The following is a 21,166-nucleotide window of genomic DNA, read 5'->3' as shown; positions in this document are numbered from 1 at the left end:
TCTGCGAAGACCGGTCGGATGCGAGGGAAGATGAGACGTCCGGCGATGGAGCCACCGAGCCCACGGATGCACCTCGTGGGCGGGGCGAAGCGTGTCCGCTCCCGGCGACTGGGGCGCTGGGGACTGTGAGAGAGCGGATCCGGGTCTTCGGTGGGGCGGTGCTGGCCGCTGTCTATGTGCTGGGCAAGAGGAACGACAGTCTGGAGCTTGCGGAGTCGGCGGGAGGGTCCGGCGCCCTGTACGGGCTGTCGCCCAGCTATCCCCTCTCCGGTCGTTCTCCGGTGGCGGACGCCTTCCACACCGGCCGCCCCCTGTGGCTGAACGCGGCGGGGATCGCCGCCTACGGCGAGAACCCCCCGGAGATCCTGCCCGCCAACATCTCGCTGGGCGCACTACCGCTCGGTGCGAACGGCATTCCGCTGGGCTGTCTGGTTGTCGTGGACGACGTCGCGGACGGCTTCGACGCCGACCGGCGCAACTTTCTGGAGCTCTACGCCGACCAGGTCACCGCATGGCTCGAAGCAGGCGGTGAACCTGACCCCCGCGTCGGCCGCACGGGGCCCCGGCCGCTGCTGGGCCCCGCCCTGGACCGCTTCTGCGTCGGCTCGTTCACCCTGATCCTGAGTACGGGGCGGATCGACGTGGACGCCCGGGTGCTCAACCTGGTCGACATCCCGCGGGACGACTTCGACGGACGTCTGGAGACGCTGCTGGCGCACACCGTCCCCGACGATCTGCCCGCGCTGATGTCCGTCGTCGAGCCGGGCCACATAACCTCCGGTGGCCGGGAGCTCGAGTTCCGCATCCGCCGCCCCACCGGCGAGCTGCGCTGGCTGCGCCTGCGGTACCGGGTGCTGGCGGACAGCGAAGGCAAACCGGAGCGGGTGCTCGGAGTGGTCGCCGACGCCTCGCATCTGCGGCCCACCGCCGACGAGGTCTCCAGGGTGCAGCGACTGTCCGTCGCGCTGGCCGGTGCGATGACCGTCCGGGACGTCAGCAGGGCGGTGGTCGTCGCCCTGCGCGACCCGCTGGAAGCAGATCGGGTGGCTCTCGCCGAGCTGGAGGGCGACCGGTTGGTGGTCACAGTCCTCGATCCACCGGAACCCGATGCCTGGCCGGGGCTCTGGCGGTCCAATTGGCGGTCCGAGTGGCCCGATGCGCCCGCGGGCGCGCTGCCCACGCTGGAGGCCGCGGTGCGCGAGGGCCGCATGAGCCTGTGGACGGCGGGTTCCACCCTTGAACCGGGCCTCAGGGGCGTGGGCCCCGGTGGTCTCGCCGTTCTGCCGCTCCCGGCCGAAGGCCGGGTTGTCGGCGCGTGCCTGGTCGGATGGGACGAGCCGCACGCGTTCGGCCCCGAGGAGCGGTACCTGCTCACCGCGACCGCGGGCCTGGTGGGACAGGCCCTGGTGCGCGCCCGTGCGCTCGACGCCGAGCACGAGCTCGCCACGATGCTCCAGCGCAGCCTGCTGCCCCGCAAGCTCCCGCAGCTGTCCGGCGCGGTGGCCGTCGCCCGCTATCTGCCGGCGACGGTGGGACTGGCGGTGGGCGGCGACTGGTACGACGTGATCCCGCTCTCCGAGAACCATGTGGCGCTGGTCGTCGGGGATGTGCAGGGGCACAACGCGGGTGCCGCGACGATCATGGGCCAGATGCGCACGGCGATCAGGGCCTATGCCGTGGAGGGCCATCCGCCCGACGTGGTCGTCTCCCGCGCCAATCGCCTGCTCGTCGGCATGGAGACCGACCTCTTCGCCACCTGCTGCTATGTCGCCATCGACATGGAGGAGGGCACCGCCTGGTGCGTCCGGGCGGGGCATCTCCCGCCGTTGCTTCGTATCCCGGGCGGCGGTACGGGCGAGGTGGAGATCGAGGGTGGGCCGCCGCTGGGCGTGGTGGCGGAGGCAGAGTTCCCGATGACCACGGTCGCACTGGTCCCGGGCGCGGTTCTCGCGCTGCTGACGGACGGCCTGGTCGAGTCGTCGAGCCTTCACCTGGACGACGGCCTGCGCCGGGTCTGCGACGCACTCTCCACCGCCGATCCGTCCGATGCCGGGCGGATGGCCGACGAACTGCTCGGCGGCGTCAACCGGCGCGACGACGATGTGGCCCTGATGCTCCTGCGCTACGACGGGATAGGGGTTCGGCCGCTCCGGGCGACCTGGACGGTGTGGAGGCTGCCCGACGCCGTCGCGCACGCGCGCCGCTTCACCTCCCGCACACTGCGCTCCTGGGACGTGACGGAAGAGCGTGACGCGATCCTGCTGATCGCCTCCGAGCTGGTCACCAATGCCCTGGTGCACACCCAGGGTCAGGTACGCCTCGACCTCACATTCACGGGGGAGCGGCTGAGGGTGGCGGTGAGCGACTCGTCGCCGCGCGCGCCCGTCAAACCGGCGAGTATGGACTGGGAGGCGACCGGTGGCCGGGGGATCCTCCTCGTCGAGGCGGTGTCGGCGTCGTACGGCTCCGTGCCGCTCGGCGGCGGGAAGCAGGTGTGGGCGGAGGCCGTCCTGCCACGGCGCGAGCTCTGACCGGGGGTGTGCGGGTAGGCCAGGGCCCTGTCGAGAGGGGTGCGGTCACGAGATATCTTGATGTCGAGCAATGTTGCAGACGTGGAGCGGAGCACCCGGTGACTGACTCGACCATCATCTATACGCACACTGACGAGGCCCCGGCCCTGGCGACCCATTCGTTCTTGCCTGTGGTCCAGGCCTACGCCTCGACGGCCGGGGTCACTGTGGAGACGCGTGACATCTCGCTCGCGGGGCGCATTATCGCCAGCTTCCCCGAGCGCCTGGAAGAGGGCCAGCGGGTCGACGACGCCCTCGCCGAGCTCGGCGAGCTGGCCAAGACGCCCGGCGCGAACATCATCAAGCTGCCGAACATCTCGGCTTCGATCCCGCAGCTGAAGGCGGCGATCGCTGAGCTGCAGCAGCAGGGCTACGCGCTGCCGGACTACCCGGACGACCCGAAGTCCGACGAGGACCGCGACGTCCGCGCGCGTTACGACAAGGTCAAGGGCAGTGCCGTCAACCCGGTGCTGCGTGAGGGCAACTCCGACCGCCGTGCCCCGGCGTCGGTGAAGAACTACGCCAAGGCGCACCCGCACCGGATGGGTGCGTGGGTCTCCGACTCGAAGACGAACGTCGCGCACATGGACGCCGACGACTTCCGCTCCACCGAGAAGTCCGCGGTCATCGCCGAGGACGGCTCACTGCGCATCGAGCTGGCGGGGGACGACGGCACCACCACCGTCCTGCGCGAGTCGGTGCCCGTGCTGGCGGGCGAGGTCGTGGACGCGTCGGTGATGCGGGTGGCGGCGCTGCGTGAGTTCTTCACCGCGCAGGTCGCGCGAGCCAAGGCCGAGGGCGTCCTGTTCTCGGTGCACCTGAAGGCCACGATGATGAAGGTCTCCGACCCGATCATCTTCGGTCACGTAGTACGGGCCTTCTTCCCGAAGACGTTCGCCGAGCACGGCGCGGCGCTCGCCGCGGCCGGACTGAGCCCGAACGACGGGCTCGGTGGCATCCTCAAGGGCCTGGAGTCGCTGCCCGAGGGCGCGGCGATCAAGGCGTCCTTCGAGGCCGAGCTCGCTGAGGGCCCGGCCCTGGCGATGGTCGACTCCGACCGGGGCATCACCAATCTGCACGTACCGAGCGATGTCATCGTCGACGCCTCCATGCCGGCCATGATCCGCACCTCCGGTCACATGTGGGGCCCGGACGGCCAGGAGGCCGACACCCTCGCGGTTCTCCCCGACAGCAGCTACGCCGGCATCTACCAGGTCGTCATCGACGACTGCCGCGCGAACGGCGCCTTCGACCCGTCGACGATGGGCTCGGTGCCCAACGTCGGCCTCATGGCGCAGAAGGCCGAGGAGTACGGCAGCCACGACAAGACCTTCGAGATCCCCGCCACGGGAACGGTGCGGGTCGTCGACGGTGGTGGCAACGTCGTGCTCGAGCAGACCGTGGGCGCCGGCGACATCTTCCGCATGTGCCAGACCAAGGACCTGCCGATCCAGGACTGGGTCAAGCTCGCCGTCACCCGCGCCCGCGCGACCGGCGACCCGGCGGTGTTCTGGCTCGACGAGGGCCGCGCGCACGACGCGGTCCTCATTGAGAAGGTCAAGACCTACCTCGCCGAGCACGACACCGACGGGCTGCGGATCGAGATCTTGTCGCCGGTCGACGCGACCGCGTTCTCCCTGGAGCGCATCCGCCGCGGCGAGGACACGATCTCGGTCACCGGCAACGTGCTGCGCGACTATCTGACCGACCTGTTCCCGATCCTTGAGCTCGGCACGAGCGCGAAGATGCTCTCCGTCGTCCCGCTCATGAACGGTGGCGGACTGTTCGAGACCGGCGCCGGCGGCTCCGCGCCCAAGCACGTCCAGCAGCTCGTCAAGGAGAACTACCTGCGCTGGGACAGCCTGGGCGAGTTCCTCGCGCTCGCGGTCAGCTTCGAGCACCTCGCGCAGACGACGGGCAACGCGCGCGCTCAGGTGCTCGCCGACACGCTCGACCGTGCCACCGGCGCCTTCCTCAACGAGAACAAGTCGCCCAGCCGTCGGCTTGGTGGCATCGACAACCGCGGGAGCCACTTCTACCTGGCGCTCTACTGGGCGCAGGAGCTGGCGAAGCAGACCGACGACGCCCAGCTCGCGGAGGCGTTCGCCGCCCTCGCCAAGACGCTGGGCGAGCAGGAGCAGACCATCGTCGACGAGCTGATCGCGGTGCAGGGTTCGCCGGCCGACATCGGTGGCTACTACCAGCCCGACGCGTCCAAGGCCTCGGCGGTCATGCGTCCGTCGGCGACCTTCAACCAGGCCCTCGCGATCCTCGGCTGACGCGATGGCTGCGGACGGGTGAGGGTGCCCGGGTCTTGCCACTGCCCATGCGGCGATCGTTGGGCTGAAGCCCGACAAGAGCCTTCGCCGCGGAGGCACCCGTCCTCCGTCCGCACCTGTTCCGCCCCGGCCGGCACTTCTGTCCGGCCGGGGCGGTCCCGTCTGTCCGGCCCGTCGTCCGCATCGCGCCCTTCGCTTCCTCATCCGTGGGCCGCGCCAAGGAGCTCGCGCGGCCGGTCACCAGAACACCCACGACCGGCCGCCGAGTTGCTGATCCCCACGACCACCAGGTCGCGGACAGGGCGTCACTGCACCGAGGTCTGGGGCGGCAGACACGGAACGGTGGCAGCGCCACCGTCCCGCACGGCTTGCACCACGGCGTCATGGAGTGTGCGGCTGTCGCTCTCGGAAGGGCAGGACGTCGGACTGCCCGACATCGTGAACCAGTCCGATGCCCCGCTGAACTGCACAGCGACCCGTGCTTCACCATCCGCCCAGGTGGTATGCACGGTGAGGTCCCCGGTCACCACGCCGACCTCGTCCGTGAGCACCCCTCCGCGCCCTGAGAACACTCCGGTAGTCGTCCACGATGCCCAGCTCATCCTCCCAGCGTCACACTGCCGCCTCGCATGCGCGACTCGTTGCCGCGCTGGGCTGCGAGGGCGCGACGGCCCGGCAGCCGACCAATTCCGGAACTCCCGCAACTGCGGGGCTCTGGCTGGGCGCGGTCAGCGGCCGGCGGTGATGGCCGCCACGATGGCCTTGACGAGGCGTGCGACATAGCCGGCGTCCGTCGGCCCGCCGACGGCCAGCATGCGGAAGTACAGCGGGGCGCCGAAGAGGTCGATGGCGAGGCTCGTGTCGATGTCGGGCGGCAGTTCGCCACGCTCCGTCGCCCGGCGCAGGAGCGTCGCGACGGCTGCGCGACGGGGCTCGAGGACCGCCTGATGAAGGGCCTCGTGCAAGGTACTTTTGCGAGCCGACTCGGCCAGCAGATCAGGGATGATCCGGCCCACCAGCGGATGCCGCAGCGCTTCCATGGTCTCCCTGACGAACCTCTCGACATCGCCACTCAGCGACCCCGAGTCCGTCGTGGTGGGGATGTGTTCGGCGGCCATCTCGGACACAAGGTCCACCACCATCGCCTCTTTGGAAGGCCAGCGGCGGTAGAGCGCGGCCTTGCCGACGCCCGCGCGGCGGGTCACGGCTTCCATGGACATACGGGCATACCCGGTCTCCGCCAGCTCCTCGAACATGGCCCGTCGGATCGTCTCGGTCACGGACTCCCGCAGGAGTGCGGCGCCGGTGGCAGGGCGGACGAGATCGCCGGCAGGGCTTGTGTCCATGATCGGAGATTAGCACGGAACGGAACGGTTGCGTTCCGCCAATTCCCGGTGTACGTTCCGCGCAATGCTCCGGAACGGTGCCGTTCCGTTCCGCTGGGAGGGGTTCTGATGACGTTCCTTTTCGACGACAAGGCGTTCTCCGACTGGCAGGACGAGCGACTGGCCGTGTGATGGGACTCGAAACCGAAGTGCACCCCGGCAGCACGGCCGACGGCACCCGCCGACGCGCCCGCACCGTCCTGGTCGTGCTGGCGCTCTTCATCGTGATCAACGCCGCGGACAAGGCCGTACTCGGCCTCACCGCGGACCCCATCAGGGACGATCTCGGTCTCACTGCAACCGAGTTCGGTACCGTCGCCAGCAGCTTCTACCTGCTGTTCAGTGTCTCGGCCGTCGCGGTCGGCTTCCTTGGCGACCGGATCCGTGCCCGGCCGCTGCTCGCCGCACTCGCGCTGATCTGGGCCGCCGCGCAGCTCCCGATCCTGCTGCCGGCGGCGGGCTTCGGCGCACTCGTCGCCACCCGTGTGGTGCTCGGCGCGGGCGAGGGGCCGGGGTATCCGCTGGCCAACTACACAGCGTTCACCTGGTTTCCGGGCAAGGAGCGGTCGCTGCCCTCCGCCGTGGTCGTCGCCGGGGGCGCGGGCGGCACCATTGTGGCCGCCCCCCTTGTCATCCTGGTCAGCAACACCCTCGGGTGGCGCGCCTCCTTCGGTCTGCTGGGCGGGATCGGGATCCTCTGGGTGATCGCCTGGCTGCGGCTCGGCGGAAGCGGACCGTACGCCGCACGGGTGGACGCCACCGCCCCGGTCGGGGATGCCTTGTCCGTTGCTGTACCGGGCGCGGCCGCCGGCGAGGCGCCCTTCCGGCGCATCGTCACCACTGGCACCTGGCTCGGGGCCACGTTCTCCGCCTTCACGGTGATGTGGACCCTGGCCCTCGGATTCGCCTGGCTGCCGCTGTTCCTGGAGGAACAGGCGGGATTCAGCGACGCGGAGATCAGCGGGATCCTCGGGCTGCCCGCACTGTCGATGGCCGTCCTTGTCCTCACAGCCGGAATCGCCGCCCAGCGGCTGCTGCGCCGGGGCACCACCGCCCGGGTCGCCCAGGGCCTGCTCGGCGCACTGCTGCCGCTGCTCGCCGGGGCCTGCCTGCTGCTGACCACCCGCGTGGGGCCCGGCGCCCTTCTGCTGCCGCTGGTGGTGGCCTTCTCCGCCGGCAACGGGCAGACACCGCTGACCAACTCGGCCATCGCGGACATCTGCCCGCCCGGACGACGCAGCGCCGCCCTGGGGCTGTCGTACGCGCTCGCCGCCCTCTCCAGTCTGCTCGCGCCGTACGTCACCGGCCGGATCATCGATGCGGCGCCGAGTGAAGCGCTCGGGTACGGCCGGGCCTTCGATGTCGCGGCCTGGCTGCTGATCGCCGGCGGTGTGATCTCGATGCTCCTGGTACGGCCCGACCGGGACGCCCTGTTGCTGGGTACCCAGCGAAGGAGTGATATCTGATGCTGTCCGACATCGCCGTTGTCCAGGGGGCCCGTACGCCGGTGGGGCGGTACCGGGGCGCGCTGCGTTCGGTCCCCGCGCACCGGCTCGGTGCCGTGGTGATCCAGGAAGCGATCGTGCGCGCCGGCGTCGAACTGTACGCCGTCGACGAAGTGGTCCTGGGCTGTGTGGGACAGGTGGGGCCGGACGCGTTCAACGCCCGGCGCGCGGCACTCGCCGCCGGACTGCCGGTCCACGTCCGCGCGTACAACGTCAACCGGCTGTGCGGGTCCGGCATCCAGGCCGTCTGGTCCGCCGCGCAGACTCTCGCCCTGGGCGAGGCCGAGATCATCGTGGCCGGTGGCAACGAGTCGATGACCCGCCAGCCGCTGCTCGACTACAGCGAGCGGGCCCCCGACGAACTCTTCGGGCAGCACCGGATCGACGGCACCGTCTCGCTGGTCACCGACCCGTTCGCGCATGCTCCGATGGGTATGACGGGTGAGCGCGTGGCGGGACTGTTCTCCATCTCCCGGGAGCGCCAGGACCGTTGGGCCGCCGAGAGTCAGCGCCGCGCCGCCGCGGCCCTTGCGGACGGGCGGTTCGCCGACCAGATCGTGCACGTGATCACTCCGGACGGCGCTGTCGAGCAGGACGAACACCCGCGCCCCGGCACCACCCTGCAGAAACTCGCGGCGCTCGCTCCCGCGTTCACCGATGACGGCACGGTCACTGCGGGGAACTCGGCGGGGCTCAACGACGGTGCCGCCGCCGTGGTGCTGATGCGCGGTGCCGATCTCCCCCATGGAACCGCCCCCTTGTGCTGGCTGCGCGACACGGTCGTCACTGCGCTCGAACCGGAGATCATGGGATTCGCGCCCGCCGAGGCCATCAGGAAACTGCTGCAGCGCACCGGCCTCCTCCTCGACGACGTCCAGGTGATCGAGCTCAACGAGGCCTTCGCCGCCCAGGTCCTTGCCGTGATGGACGACCTCAAGCTCGAGCCCGACCGGGTCAATCCGAACGGCGGGGCGATCGCGCTCGGACACCCCATCGGCGCCACGGGCACGATCCTGCTGCTCAAGGCCGCGCACGAACTGCGCCGCACCGGCGGGCGGTTCGCCGTGATCGCCATGTGCATCGGAGGTGGCCAGGGCATCGCCGCGCTGATCGAGAATCCGGGGAGTGTCTGATGGGCGAGTATGTCTGGTTCCCGGGCCGCGAGTTGACCGAGCACAGCAATGTTGCCGCGTTCTGCCGCGCCCACCGCATCGACGGATACCGTGAGCTGCACGGCCGTTCCGTCGCCGATCCGGAGTGGTACTGGTCCCACGCCGCGCGTGACATCGGCATCGTCTGGCACGAACCGCCGCTGCGCACCTGCGACGACCGCGGTGGTATCGCCGCCACCCGCTGGTTCCCGGGCGGCCGCACGAATCTCGTCGACTCCTGCCTCGAACGCCATGTGCGGGAGGGCCGTGGTGACGCCGTCGCGTTGCGCTGGGAGCGCGAGGACGGGTCCGGCGGCCGGCTCGGCTACGGCGAGGTGGCGCAGCTGAGCGCCCGGGTCGCCACCGGGCTGCGCGGTCTCGGGGTGGGGGTGGGGGACCGGGTGGCGGCATTTCTGCCGCCCGGTCCCGAGGCCTTCGTGCTGCTCTTCGCCTGCGCCCGCATCGGAGCCGTACTGGTGCCGATGTTCTCCGGCTTCGGCTCCGAGGCGCTCGCCGTACGGCTGGCCGACGCCGAGGCGCAGGTGCTCGTCACTGCTGCTGCCACGACCCGGCGCGGCACTCGGCACGACATGGAGTCGCTCGCCCGTGCAGCGGCGGAGAAGGTGCCCGCAGTACATCATCTCGTCGTCGTCACCGAGGAGTTGACGCGCGGGTCGACGGACGACACGTCATCGGCCCGTCCGGCGGCCACGAGCTGGGACCGGATGGTCGCGGCGGAGCCCGCCGCGACCGTCTCGCTCCCCGGCAGCGCCCCCTTCCTCCTCATGCACACCTCCGGCACCACCGGACGGCCCAAGGGTGCGGTCCATACCCACGGCGGCTTTCCGTTGCAGGTCGGCTCGGAAGTCCGCTACAACCTCGACGTCCGCCCGGACGATGTGGCCTTCTGGGTCACCGACCCCGGCTGGATCATGTTTCCGCTTGTCGCCGTCGGCTGCACCCTCGCGGGCGCCTGCGTCCTGGCGTACGAAGGCGCGATCGACCATCCGGACCCTGCCCGGCTGTGGCGGCTGCTGGACGATCACCGGGTCACGGTATTCGGGAGCTCGCCCAGTCTGTCGCGGACGCTGATGACGCGAGACCCCGCCCCGGCTGCCCCGCCCGCCCCCACCCGGCTGAGGATTCTCGGCTCCACCGGGGAACCCTGGACCGAGGATGCCTGGCAGTGGTATTTCGCGGAATTCGGCGGCCGGCGCTGCCCCGTGATCAATATCAGCGGAGGTACGGAGGTCGGTGGGTCGCTCCTGGCCTCCTCGCCCACCGTGCCCCAGTCGCCCTGCAGCTTCGCCGGCCCCTGCTTGGGCATCGATGCCGCCGTCGTCGACGCCGACGGCACCGAGGTCGCCGCGGGAGAACTGGGCGAGTTGATGGTCCGGCGAGCCTGGCCGGGGATGACCCGCGGACTGTGGCGGGCGCCGGAGCGTTTCGCCCATACGTACTTCAGCCGGCGGCCCGGCCGCTGGTCCCACGGCGACCTCGCCTCCCGCGTCGGCGAGGAGTGGTTCCTGCACGGCCGGCTGGACGACGTCATCAAGGTGGCAGGCAAGCGGCTCGGGCCGGCCGAGGTCGAAGAGGCCGTCCTCGGGGACCCGGCAGTGGCCGAGGCCGCAGCCGTCGGGGTGCCGCACCGCGTCAAGGGGGAAGTCCTCTGGTGCTTCGTGGTCCCCTCGCGCGGCCCGCTTGCCGCGGCGGACGCAGACCGGATCCGTGAGCGCGTGGCCGACGCGCTCGGGCACGCCTTCCGGCCCGGCCGAGTGATTGCACTTCCCGCCCTGCCCAGGACCCGTACCGGAAAGGTGATGCGGCGCCTGATCCGCGACTGTGTCACCGGCGATCCGCCCGGCGACCTGTCCACCCTCGGCAATCCCCGGAGCCTCGAAGCACTGCGCTCCGTCGTCCCCGACGCGCCGGACCAGTGACCCGGACCACTGCCCGACCACAGCCCGCAGACCACCGACAGCAGCCAGCGACAAGGGAGTTCCATGCCGACGATCGACATTCTCCTGCCCGGCTTCGCCATCGACACCGACCAGGGCTATCCCGCCTTCTGCGGAGTCTTCCTGGTCCGCGGAACCGACGCCGCGGGGCGGAACCGGAACATACTCGTCGACGCCGCGCATGTCGGACGGCGCCCCCACCTGTGGGACGCGCTCGCCGCCCGCGGGCTCACGGCGGCGGACATCGACACCGTGGTGCTCACGCACGCCCACTGGGACCACGTACAGAACATCGATCTGTTCCCACAGGCGACCCTGCTGATCCACAGCGACGAGCGGCGGTACGCCCACACGCCGCACACCAACGACTGGGCCACCCCCGCGTGGACCGGACTGCTGCTCGAACAACTACCCGTCCGCGAGGTCGCGGACGGGGAGGACATCATCCCCGGTGTCACCGCTGTCGGGCTGCCGGGGCATTCGCCCGGCAGCATCGGGGTGCTGGTGGACACCGATGCCGGGCGGAGCGCGATCACCGGCGACGCACTGCACTTCGCCTACGTTGCCCAGACGCGCCGCAACCCCCTCGTCTTCTGGGACGCCGAGCAGGCATCACGCAGCATCGAACGGGTCATCGATCTGGCGGATGTCATCTACCCCGGCCACGACCGCCCCTTCCGCCTCACCGCCGACAATGAGATCGACTACCTCGAGCCGTTCGCGCTGACGGTGACGGGGCTGCGGCCCGACGCCGACGGGCTCGTCTTCGCGGACGGTTCGGCACGCCCGCTGTGGGTCATGCCCGGCATCCACGACCAGCGCCCGAGGTACGAGAAGAACGCCGAGGAGATAACACGCCGGATTACACAGGTTCCCCGTGTCGTCCGCCCGGATCCGCGATGAGCTCGGTCAGCGAGCGGTTGAGTACGTCGAAGAACGGTCCGGGCTCCTCGCGCGGGAAGAAGTGGCCGCCCGGCACAGTGGACATCCGGAAGCGCTGGGCGTACCGCTCCCACAACCACACGGCGCCCGGGTCAACGAGCCGGTCGTCCTCACCCGCGAAGGCATGGATGTCGAGCGGCAGCCGCGCCTCCTCGTCGTCCGGATCAGGAAGCCCCGCCCGCCGGTGACTGGCACAGATCCGCAAGTCGTCCCGGATGATGGGCAGCAGGGCCCGCAGCCAGTCGTCCCGGCCGAGGAACTGTGGGCTGAGCCCTCCGATGTCCACCAGGAAACGGGCGAGTTCCACGTCCTCGTACCGGTCGGCCGGCGGCAGCGGCGGAGTGAGGTGCGGGGCACCGTAGGCGCCGACGAACAGCATCAGCGGCGCCCGGCCCCCGCCCCGCATCCGGGCTGCCGCCAGCGCGAAGGCCACCAGGGCGCCCATGCTGTGTCCGTAGACGGCGTACGGCCGGTCCAGCCAGGGGGCGAGTTCGCGCTCGAGGGCCTCGGCCAGCGTCCCGGCATCGCGGAAGCGGGGCTCGCGGAAGCGTGACTCGCGCCCGGGCAACTGCACCGGCAGGACGTCGATTTCGGGCGCCACCCGGGCAGGCCAGGGGGCGAAGAACGAGGCCCCGCCACCCGCGTGGTGGAAGCAGAACAGCCGCAGCCGGGCGTTCTCCCGGGGCGCCCGGACCAGGCAGGCCGTCGGCGTCGAGACGGTGGTCGTCATGCGCGGACCACCACGTCGTACATCTCCCGGAAGGTGATGGCCTCCAACAGCCCGGCCACCGGGACGGGCCGGCCCGTGAGGCTCTCCACGACGGTGACCAGGCGCAGCAGGTGCACCGAGTCCCATTCGGGAACGTCGTCCAGGGGGCGGTCGAGGTCCTCCGGCGTGATGTGCAGGCCGAGCTCCTCCTCCAGGAGGGTGCAGAACGCCGCGGTGTCAGCGATGGCGGTGGTCATGTCCGGTCTCCCTCGAAGGCAGTGTGCAGGCGCAGATGGGCGGGTACGGGGGCGATGTCGCGCAGGTCGTGGTGGAAGAAGGCGACTGCGGGGTTGTACGGGTCCGGCCCGGCGGGGGTGAAGCCGTGGTCGGTGTAGAAGGAGGCGAAGGCGGCGTTCCTGGGCGTGGGCAGATAGCGGCCCGTTGTGAGGCGGGCGCCGGTGGCGCGGGCATGATCGAGCACCGCACTCAGGCATCCGCTCTCGATGCCCCGGGAGAAGACCCTGCAACTCAGCACGAAGTTGTCGATGCGCAGCTGCTCCGCGTCGCGGCGCAGGAACACCGCACCGACGAGCCCGTGGTCGCCGAACCGGTCGCGGGCGGAGACCACGAGCGCGCTGTGGCCCGGGAGTCCGGCCCACTGAAGCACCTGCGGAACCTGCATGCGCGCGGTTGCGAGGTGGAACTGGTTGGTGCGCAGAGTGAGTTGGGAAACCCGCGGGGCCTCCGACGGGTCCGCCGGCCGCACGGTGACCTCGATTCCGAGCCCGTCCAGGTAGTCCTGGTAGGAGCCGATGTCCTCGCGGAACTCCTGCCGCCGGGCCTCCGTACGATAGCGGCCCGTCCGTTCGCGGTCCTCCTCGGTGAGCTGGGGCAGGTCGAACCAGCCGTCGGCGAGCAGCGCGGACGCATGCAGGGCCGGCTCCTGGTCGACGTGGACCACGGCGACCTCGGGCAGCTGCTCCCTGACCAGACCGCACTCGAAGAGGCTGTCGTCGACGAAGACGAAGCTGTCAAGGCCAAGGCCCAGCCGCTCGGAGATGTCCCGCAGGTTGTCGTGCTTGGCCGACCAGTTGGCGTTGACACAGACGAAGTCGTCCTCGCGCAGCAGCATCGAAGGATGGTCGCGCAGTACCTCGCGCACCGCGCCCGCGTCGTTCTTGCTGCTCACGGCGAGCAGCACGCCCTGCGAGCCGAGCTGGGCGAGCACCCGCTGGAACTCCAGGAAGGCCTCCCCGCGGAACCCGGCGCCGAGCTCGATGCCGTCCGGGCCCTCCTCACCGAGCACTCCGCCCCACAGTGTGCCGTCCAGGTCCAGCACCAGGCATTTACGAGTCCTGCCCAGGCGGCCCAGGACGAGATGGCCGACCTCCCTCGCGTAGCCCGAGAGCAGCCCCTCGGCCAGCCTGGCCTTGGCGTACAGGCCGGTGCGTGGCTCGTACGCGGGCGTGCCCAGGCTCACCAGCGGGTCGAGGTCGACGACGACCACGCCGGGATGCTCCTGGGCGAGGGCGAGCAGCCCGCTGTTGAACTCGCGCCACACGGCGCCCAGCCGGGCCCGGGAGCGCAGATCGACCAGTTGGTGGGCGTGGTGGTGCAGCAGCGGCACGGTGTTGAGTACCAAGAGCCCCCGGCCGCAGTCCTGGTGGGTGTTCACTGCCTTGCCGAGGAGAGCCAGTCTGTCCCGGGCCGCAGCCTCGACGTCCTCGACCCGCCAGGGCACGGGCACCTGCTCGAAGACCGTATGCGGGTCGAGGAGGCACAGGGTGAGCAGGGACTGCCGGGCGCCGTCGCCGGACCGTGCGGGCCCCAGCAGGTCCAGCAGATACGAGCCGTAGGGGGAGACCACCGGGTCGAGCAGCAGCCCGTGCCGGGCGAGTTGAGCGGTGAGCGGGCCGACGAGCGGTGCGACCGTGGACTGGCCGGTGACGGCGACGGTGACCACCGGCAGGTCCGGGTGGAGCCGTGCGACCGCCTCGCGGTCGAGACGGGCCAGCAGCTGGCCCGCCGCAGGCAGATCGCTCTCCGGCAAGCGGGTGAGCAGGGCACGGACCGATCCGTACTCGGCCTCCAGCCGGCCGGCGGCGTACGTGCTGCGCAGAGTGCGCAGCGCCCCGGGATCCCGCCAGGTGCCGCTGTCGCCCGCGGCGGTGACCGCGGTGCGAGGCGTGGTGTGGGTCGCGGTGCGGGCCGTGGTGTCTGCCGCGGTGCGTTCCGTGGTGGTCATGTGCGCTCCAGGGCGATGCCGGACTTGATCCACTTGCTGGACTCGACAGCGACCGCGACGGCGCGTCCGGGGCCCTGCCACTGCTCGGTCAGCTCGGCGAGCTGGAGGAACGGCAGGGCGTTGCCGTTGTTGCCGACGGTGCGTACGACGTTGATGCGCCGGGCGTCCGGGGCGGGCATCTCCGCGGAGATACGGTCGCTCATCCGGCCGGAGAGCTGGGGCGGGAGCAGGTAGTCCACCTGCTCGGCCGCCCAGCCCAGGTCGTCGAGGAGTTCCCAGAACATCTGCGATGCCAGGCCGGGCACGGCCGCTTCGATGGCCTTGTAGTCCTCGGAGATCACCGTCCGGTCGCTGTGCCGGTCTCCGAGGCCGAACCAGTCGATGACCTGACCCGGCTTCTTGCCGAGGCCCACCAGCCGATTGAGCACCTGGCGGATCTCGATGCCGTGGCCGAGGGGCTCTGCGCTGAGCACCGCGGCACCTGCTCCGTCGCCGAAGAGCACATAGTTGACGAGTTCGGCGGAGGTACGGGAGCCGGGGTCGAAGTCCGTCTCCAGGTGTTTGGCGCACACATCGCCGCCGATCACCAGCACGGTCGCGCAGCGCCCGGCGAGCAGCAGGGTGCGGGCCACGTCGAGTGCCTGAACTGCCCCGGCACAGCCGGACTGGAGCTGGTAGGTGGGGACGTTGTCGATGCCCAGACGGTCCGCCACGAGGTTCACGGTGGCGGGCATCAGCTGGTCCGGGGTGGCTGTGCCCATGACGATGCAGTCGATGTCCCCCGGTTCCAGCCCCGCTTCCGTCAGGGCCCGGTCCCCGGCGGTCGCCGCGATATCGGCGAGGCTGTGCCGGACGTGACCGGTCGCCAGGTCGACGGCGAAGTACCTGCTGGTGTTGCCGATGAACATCTCGGCCCACCCCTCGTCGACGCCGACGAGTTTTGCCAGTGTCGCGTTGTCCACCGGTTCGCCCGGCAGACAGGTGCCGACCGAGACCAGGTGCGCGGTGGGGACGGTCATGAGTGCCTTCCTTCCGGTATGGACGGTGTCAGCAGACGGTCGTGCAGATAGCGGGTGAGGTCGCCCACGGTCTCCAGACTGGCGAGCAGCTCCTCGATCGGGAGACTGCCGAGCCGGGGCAGCTCGTTCTCGATACGGGTCTTGAGCTCCATCACCTGGATCGAGTCGAAGCCGAGGTCTTCGTGCAGGCGTGAACGGCCGTGCACCTGGGGCGGTTCGTGCCCGCCGACCTGGCAGATCAGACGGTGCGTCACCTCGGAGACGAGGTGCGGGGGTTCACCGGCACGGGTCGGCGGGCACGATTCTCCACGGTCCGCCGTCGGCGGTACCGCGGCTGCCGCGTCCGTGGCGAGGGAAGTGGACACGGGCAGTTCTGGTGCGTCGGCGGAGCGCCAGGCGCGGAAGGTGTCGTCGAAGAGATACGGCGGCAGCCGGCGCGGCACCCGGTCCGCCTCCTGGTACAGCGCGTCCCAGTCGGGGGTGAGCCCGGCACACCACAGTTCCCCGAGCAGCTGGTACAGCCGGTGCCCCGGCGCGCGGTGCCCGGGGTGGGCGGCGTGGCAGCTCACCGGGCGGCCGGTGTCCGGCTTGAGGCGCGCGAGCAGCGGAGTGAGGGCGGCGCGCGGGCCGATCTCCACGATGTGGGTGGCTCCGGCGGCGAACAACCCGGTCGCGGCCTCGGCGAACCGTACCGGCGCGGTGATCTGTTCCGTCCAGTAGTCCGCGTCCAGGGTCTCGTCATCGGCCGTGCGGCGCCCGTACACGGTGGAGAAGTACGGCACTGTGGGCCGGCGCACCGGCACGTCTGCCGTGCGGCGGAACTCCGCCACGACGGGCCGCATCAGCGGCGAGTGGAAGGCGTGCGAGACGGCCAGCGGACGCGAGGCCATACCGCGGTCGGCCAACGCGGCGCGTAGCGCGTCCAGTTCGGCCACATCGCCGGCGACCACCGTGCTGTCCGGGCCGTTGAGCGCGGCAACACACAGCCGCGCATCCTCGCCCAGCAGCGCCTCTACACCGGTCGCGCCCAGCGGCACCGAGAGCATGCCGCCCCCGTCGGGGAGTGCTTCCATCAGGGCGCCCCGGCGCGCGACCAGCCTGGCGGCGTCCCCGGGATCGAGCGCGCCGGCCGTGCACGCGGCGGCGAACTCGCCGACGCTGTGTCCGATGACGAACGAGGGTCTGATCCCGGCCTCGACGAGGGTGCCGGCCATCGCGTACTCCACCGCGAACAGCGCGGGCTGGGCCAGGCCCGTACGGTCGATGCCCGGGTCGCCGTCGAGTACGGCGTCGCGCACCGACAGCCCGAGATGGCCGGCGAGAATCTTGTCGATCTCGTCCAGCAGCCGTGCGTAGACGGGGGACTCGGTGTACCAGGAGGCGGCCATACGGGGGTGCTGCGCGCCCTGACCGGTGAAGGCGAACGCCACCGCGGGTACCGTCCGCCGCGCGCCGCCGGCCGGCCCGCCGCCCTCGGAGCGCTCCGCCGCGTCGCGCAGCCCCGCCACCAGTTCGGTCAGGCCCGCCGCGGCGACGGCCACCCGGTGCGGCAGCCGGGACTTGACCCGGTTGCTGGTCCAGCACAGCTGCGCCAGCCGGTCCTCGGGGAGGCGCGCCAGAGCCTCGGCCTGGGCCAGCAGGTTGGGGCGCAGTTGCCGTGCGGAACGGGCGGACACGGTGAACACTCCCGGCGCCCTGTCGCCGGACCGGTGTACCGCTCGAGGCGCCGAGGACAGCACCGCGTGCGCGTTGGTGCCGCCGATGCCGAAGCTGCTGACGGCGGCGTGCACGGTGCCGGACGGAAGCCGCAGCGGGGACTTGAGCAGCGAAAGCCGCCGCTCGGCCAGCTGGAGTTCGGGGTTCTCGTCGTCGGCGAAGCGGCTGGGGGGCACAGTCCGGTGATGCAGAGCGAGCGCGGTCTTGAGGATCCCGGCGATCCCGGCCGCTCCCTCGGCATGCCCGAAGTTGCTCTTGACCGAACCCAGCGCGATGCTCCCGGCGCGGCGGTCACCGGCAAAGTGACCGAGCGCCTGCGCCTCCATCATGTCGCCGAGCAGGGTGCCGGTGCCGTGCGCCTCGATGAAGCGGATGTCGTCCGCGGTGACCCCGGCCGACTGCCAGACGCCCTCGATGAGTTGCTGCTGAGCCCAGCGATTGGGGGCGGTGATCCCATTGCTGCGCCCGTCCTGGTTGACCCCGCTCCCACTCAGCACGGCGTACACCGGCTGGCGGTCGGCCAAGGCGTCGCTGAGCCGGCGCAGCACCAGCACCGCGATGCCCTCGGCCCGTCCGATTCCGTCGGCCGATGCGCTGAAGGGCTTGCATCGTCCGTCCGGCGCGGAGAGGCCGGCCTGGGCGTAGAAGATGTTGATGACGGGCGTCATGATCAGGTTGGTGCCCGCTGCCAGGGCGTAGTCGCAGTCGCCCGCGCGCAGTGCGCCTGCCGCGAGATGGACGGCGACGAGCGACGAGGAGCAGGCCGTGTCCACCGCCAGGCTGGGGCCCTTGAGGTCGAGGTGGTACGAGACCCGGTTGGCGCCCATGAAGTAGCCGTTGCCGGAACCGTAGCGGGCGGTGATCCTGTCGTAGTCCGAGAGTTGCAGATACGCCCATTCGTTGGCCATGACTCCGACGAACACTCCGGTTCCGGTGCCGGCCAGGTCCTCGGGGGCGACCGCCGCATCCTCGATGGCGCGCCAGGAGCACTGCAGCAGCAGCCGCTGCTGCGGGTCCATGGCGGCCGCCTCGCGTGGTGAGATCCCGAAGAACTGTGGATCGAAGGCGTCCGGATCGTCGATGAAGCCACCGCGTACGGTGTTGCTGCGGCCGGGCGGCCGGGCCTCGGACGTACTGGCGGGACTGGTCGGGGGCGCCATGTGGTAGCGGTCGGCGTCCCAGCGCTGTTCCGGGACGCGGCGGGTACCGTCCCGGCCCCCCATCAGGAGCTCCCAGAACTCCTTCGGGTCGCGGGCACCCGGAAAGCGGCAGTCGAGGCCGACGACCGCGACCGGTTCGCGGTCGGTCATGACGCCCCTCCGCCGCTACCGTCGGCGAGGCGTTCGGCGAGATGCGTACTGATCGCGCGGACCGTGGGGAAGTCATAGGCGATGGTCGGGGAGACCGGCAGCCGATGCCGCTCCTCGATCTCGCCGCAGATGCCGATCGCCGCGACCGAGTCGATGCCGTAGTCGGCGAGCGGTGTGGTCGGGTCGATCTCATCGGCGGACCGGTGCAGATGGAAGGCAACGCGGTCGGTGAGCCACTGCTCGAGGTCCGGAGCGGTCAGGCCGGACAACGCGATGTCCAGATTCTCGGGGCGGGTTTCGGGGGCGATGTGCATGGCGTACCTCTCCCTTGGGGGTCCGGGTGGTCTCAGCGACCGGGGGCGGCCAGCGGGGCGGACTCCGGGGTGTTGTCGGCGCCGCCGTCGATCAGAGCCACGACCGGTCGTTCCAGGCGCTGGTGCAGGACGGGCAGGGCTCCGTCGAGGAAGAGCTGCCTCATGAGGGTGCGCTGTGTCTTGCCGCTGGTGGTCTTGCGGATCACACCGGGTCGCACCAGCACCACGCTCGCGGCGGGCAGCTGGAACTCGCGGCTCACCAACTCCCGTACCGACGCGGCGAGTCCCGGCAGGTCCGGCTCGTCGTAGGTGCGCGGGCGGATCTCCTGCACGACCACCACATGGGCGCGCTCGGCCTCTTCGTCCAAGACGGTGAACACGGCGCCGCCGCCACGGCGGAACGCGGGCCCCGAGTCCTGCACGGCATTCTCGATGTCCTGCGGGTAGAGGTTGCGGCCGTGGTGGATGAGCATCTCCTTGATCCGCCCGGTGACGTACAACTCCCCGCCGAGCAGGGCGCCGAGGTCGCCGGTGCGGAAGTACCCCGAGCGACCGTCCGCGGTCGACGCCTGGAAGGACTCGGCGGTCTCCTGGGGGCGGTTCCAGTAGCCGGCGGCCACCGAGGGGCCGTGCAGCCAGATCTCGCCGACCCGGCCGTCCGGCAGTGCCTCGAGGGTCATCGGGTCCACGATGAGGACCTCGGTGCCCTTCGGGCGGCCGCAGCCGACCAGGGTTCTGGTCGCCCGGCCGGGTTGTGCGGGCTGTAGCTCGTCCTTCTCCAGACCCTGGGCGTCCACGCTCAGTTCGATGTGCGGCCCGGCGGTGTCGCCGCCGGAGACCAGCAGTGTGTTCTCTGCCAGCCCATAGCAGGGGAGCATGGCCTGGGGGCGCAGTCTGTTGGTGGCGAAGCGCGCGCTGAAGGCGCGGATGGTGCCGGCGCGCACCGGCTCGGCCCCGTTGAGTGCCACGCGCAGGGTGGACAGGTCGAGCCCGGCGGACTGTTCCTCGGTGACCCGGCGGGTGCACAGCTCGTAGCCGAAGTTGGGTGAGGCGGTGCCCTCGACCCGGTAGTCGTGAATCATGCGCAGCCAGCGGTGCGGCTGCTTGATGAACGAGATGGGTGACATCTGGACGCTCGTGCCGCCCATCCACAGGGGGTGCAGGGTCATCCCGATGAGGCCCATGTCGTGGTAGAGCGGCAGCCAGCTGCCGGTGACGACGCCCTTTCTGGTGTCCATGGCCCGCTGGATGGCCTCCTGGTTGGCAGCCAGATTGGCGTGCGTGACCATGACTCCCTTGGGCTCACTGGTGGAGCCCGAGCTGTACTGCAGGAAGGCCACGTCCTCGTCCCGTACCTGCGGCGAGAACCAGGCGTCGGGCTCTGTGGGGTCGTCGCCGCCGGCCGCGAGGCACACCACATCGCGTTCTTCGGAGGCGGCCAGCCAGGCGGCGAGGGCCTGCCGGTGCTCGGGAAGCGTCAGTACCGCGCTCGCCGAGGCGTCCCGCAGGATGCCCGTCACCCGGGCGAGCCGCTCACCCGGCTCGTCGGGGAGCGGTGCGGGGATGGCCGTGCGCCCGGCATAGAAGCAGCCGAGGAACGCGGTGACGAAGTCCAGTGTGGGCGGGTAGAGCAGCAGTACCGGGCGTGAGTCGTCGCCCTGGGAAGCTTCGCGCAGCCGGCTGGCCACCAAGCGGGCCCGGCGGTCCAGTTCCCTGTATGTGAGCCGCTCGGGCCGCATCTTCCGGCCGTCTTCGTGCAGGTACACGAACGCGGCCCGCTCGGGGTGTTGTTCCACGCCGGCGCGTACGGCGTCCGTCAAGGTCCTGCGCATCTCTTCCCCTGTCGCTCGCCGGCGGTTGCTCCGCCGGTACGGGATACGGGCCAGGCGGCACCAAGTGCCACCCTGGTTCCTCCATCTTTGGTGGGCGGTGAAAAGGAGTCGTAAAGGCGCGCTTGATGTGCACGTCGCAGGTCCGGTGTTTCCAGGACTGCGTCGCCCGGAGGCGCTAGAACAGTGGGTACGCGCTTGTGTACGTCGTGTGGTGGCACGCGGTGCCGCACG

15 protein-coding genes are annotated in these 21,166 nt (G+C 70.8%); 6 read left to right on the top strand and 9 right to left on the bottom strand.

The genetic code is table 11. From position 1 onward, the window contains the following. Positions 1–125: 125 nt before the first annotated feature. A complete protein-coding gene (locus tag OG735_RS02855; RefSeq protein ID WP_327321529.1) occupies positions 126–2,531 on the top strand; it encodes a SpoIIE family protein phosphatase in 2,406 nt (801 codons plus the stop codon). A 98-nt stretch (positions 2,532–2,629) separates the two neighbouring features. Beyond that, positions 2,630–4,849, top strand: a complete 2,220-nt coding sequence (locus OG735_RS02850) for an NADP-dependent isocitrate dehydrogenase (RefSeq protein WP_327321528.1) — start codon at positions 2,630–2,632, stop codon at positions 4,847–4,849. 305 nt (positions 4,850–5,154) lie between these two features. Here OG735_RS02850 and OG735_RS02845 read toward each other — a convergent pair whose 3' ends face one another. Both OG735_RS02845 and OG735_RS02840 read right to left on the bottom strand, forming a co-directional pair. Then, positions 5,155–5,451 (bottom strand): hypothetical protein, encoded by a 297-nt coding sequence (locus tag OG735_RS02845; RefSeq protein ID WP_327321527.1) that lies wholly within the window; start codon positions 5,449–5,451, stop codon positions 5,155–5,157. Between the two features lie 126 nt (positions 5,452–5,577). Beyond that, positions 5,578–6,195, bottom strand: a complete 618-nt coding sequence (locus OG735_RS02840) for a TetR/AcrR family transcriptional regulator (protein WP_327321526.1) — start codon at positions 6,193–6,195, stop codon at positions 5,578–5,580. 170 nt (positions 6,196–6,365) lie between these two features. On the opposite strand from OG735_RS02840, the gene OG735_RS02835 reads away from it, so the two are divergent. From OG735_RS02835 to OG735_RS02820, 4 genes are all read left to right on the top strand, one after another. Continuing rightward, the gene (locus OG735_RS02835; RefSeq protein WP_327321525.1) at positions 6,366–7,700 is read left to right on the top strand and encodes an MFS transporter; all 1,335 of its coding nucleotides are present in this window, start codon (positions 6,366–6,368) and stop codon (positions 7,698–7,700) included. Further along, a complete protein-coding gene (locus tag OG735_RS02830; protein ID WP_327321524.1) occupies positions 7,700–8,872 on the top strand; it encodes a thiolase family protein in 1,173 nt (390 codons plus the stop codon). The genes OG735_RS02835 and OG735_RS02830 overlap by 1 nt, the downstream gene beginning before the upstream one ends. After that, positions 8,872–10,830 carry an AMP-binding protein gene (locus OG735_RS02825; protein WP_327321523.1) on the top strand — a complete coding sequence of 653 codons (1,959 nt, stop codon included), beginning with the start codon at positions 8,872–8,874 and terminating at the stop codon, positions 10,828–10,830. Before OG735_RS02830 ends, OG735_RS02825 begins: the two co-directional genes overlap by 1 nt. A gap of 63 nt (positions 10,831–10,893) precedes the next feature. Further along, entirely contained in the window at positions 10,894–11,751 is an 858-nt protein-coding gene (locus tag OG735_RS02820; RefSeq protein WP_327321522.1) for an MBL fold metallo-hydrolase, read from the top strand. On the opposite strand, the gene OG735_RS02815 is transcribed toward OG735_RS02820, so the two are convergent. The 7 genes from OG735_RS02815 to OG735_RS02785 are packed head-to-tail and all read right to left on the bottom strand — an operon-like array spanning position 11,711 to position 20,935. Beyond that, a complete protein-coding gene (locus OG735_RS02815) occupies positions 11,711–12,520 on the bottom strand; it encodes a thioesterase II family protein (RefSeq protein WP_327321521.1) in 810 nt (269 codons plus the stop codon). The two genes, OG735_RS02820 and OG735_RS02815, sit on opposite strands and share 41 nt — an antisense overlap. Then, entirely contained in the window at positions 12,517–12,756 is a 240-nt protein-coding gene (locus OG735_RS02810; RefSeq protein ID WP_327321520.1) for an acyl carrier protein, read from the bottom strand. Before OG735_RS02810 ends, OG735_RS02815 begins: the two co-directional genes overlap by 4 nt. Next, positions 12,753–14,744 carry an HAD-IIIC family phosphatase gene (locus tag OG735_RS02805; RefSeq protein WP_327321519.1) on the bottom strand — a complete coding sequence of 664 codons (1,992 nt, stop codon included), beginning with the start codon at positions 14,742–14,744 and terminating at the stop codon, positions 12,753–12,755. The genes OG735_RS02810 and OG735_RS02805 overlap by 4 nt, the downstream gene beginning before the upstream one ends. Continuing rightward, positions 14,741–15,763: a 3-oxoacyl-ACP synthase III family protein gene (locus tag OG735_RS02800; protein WP_327321518.1), complete on the bottom strand. Its 1,023-nt coding sequence runs from the start codon at positions 15,761–15,763 to the stop codon at positions 14,741–14,743. Before OG735_RS02800 ends, OG735_RS02805 begins: the two co-directional genes overlap by 4 nt. Further along, a complete protein-coding gene (locus tag OG735_RS02795; RefSeq protein WP_327321517.1) occupies positions 15,760–18,789 on the bottom strand; it encodes a type I polyketide synthase in 3,030 nt (1,009 codons plus the stop codon). Before OG735_RS02795 ends, OG735_RS02800 begins: the two co-directional genes overlap by 4 nt. Beyond that, on the bottom strand, positions 18,786–19,103 hold the full coding sequence (locus OG735_RS02790) for an acyl carrier protein (protein WP_327321516.1): 318 nt from the start codon (positions 19,101–19,103) through the stop codon (positions 18,786–18,788). The genes OG735_RS02795 and OG735_RS02790 overlap by 4 nt, the downstream gene beginning before the upstream one ends. Before the next feature lie 32 nt (positions 19,104–19,135). Beyond that, complete coding sequence (locus OG735_RS02785; protein ID WP_327321515.1) at positions 19,136–20,935, bottom strand: fatty acyl-AMP ligase; 1,800 nt, start codon at positions 20,933–20,935, stop codon at positions 19,136–19,138. Positions 20,936–21,166 lie beyond the last annotated feature (231 nt).

Origin of the sequence: Streptomyces sp. NBC_01210, from assembly GCF_036010325.1 — a bacterium.
GTDB lineage: Bacteria > Actinomycetota > Actinomycetes > Streptomycetales > Streptomycetaceae > Streptomyces.
Note: the sequence above shows the minus strand (reverse complement) of the source record. Positions and strands in the feature narration are given on the sequence as shown.